The organism is Candidatus Desulfolinea nitratireducens, assembly GCF_982879505.1.
In genome coordinates, this window is the sequence record NZ_CEYOSI010000311.1 from 1 (window position 1) to 342 (window position 342).

Annotated in this window: 1 protein-coding gene; it reads left to right on the forward strand. The window is 45.9% G+C overall.

The genetic code is table 11. The features are described 5' to 3' along the window. Nucleotides 1–147 (forward strand): XdhC family protein (locus AC3DOM_RS17055; protein ID WP_487920238.1); only part of this gene is annotated, 147 nt, incomplete at its 5' end. Between the last annotated feature and the right edge of the window lie 195 nt (nt 148–342).

The window sequence follows — 342 nt, forward strand, 5'->3', positions numbered from 1 at the left end:
GGCGTACCCAAGGAAAAGATCGCCCGAGTCCACTCGCCGATCGGGTTGGAAATCCAGGCCGAAACACCGGAAGAGATCGCCGTCAGCATTATGGCTGAAGTGTTGATGATCAGGGATGGTGGGACTGGTAAGAAAATGAGTAAATAATCCATCCCCCGCCCAATTCTCGCAGGGAGAATGGTTCCGGGAAATTACAACTATTTAGACAGGTATTCGTATATTGAATGCGCTATAATACAATTGTTATTATGACAGATTCATAAGGAGACTAAGATGGCCCGAATTTTTGACGTTATTGAATATCCCAACGAAATGGAAAATGAGATCGTCCACCGCTTCCCC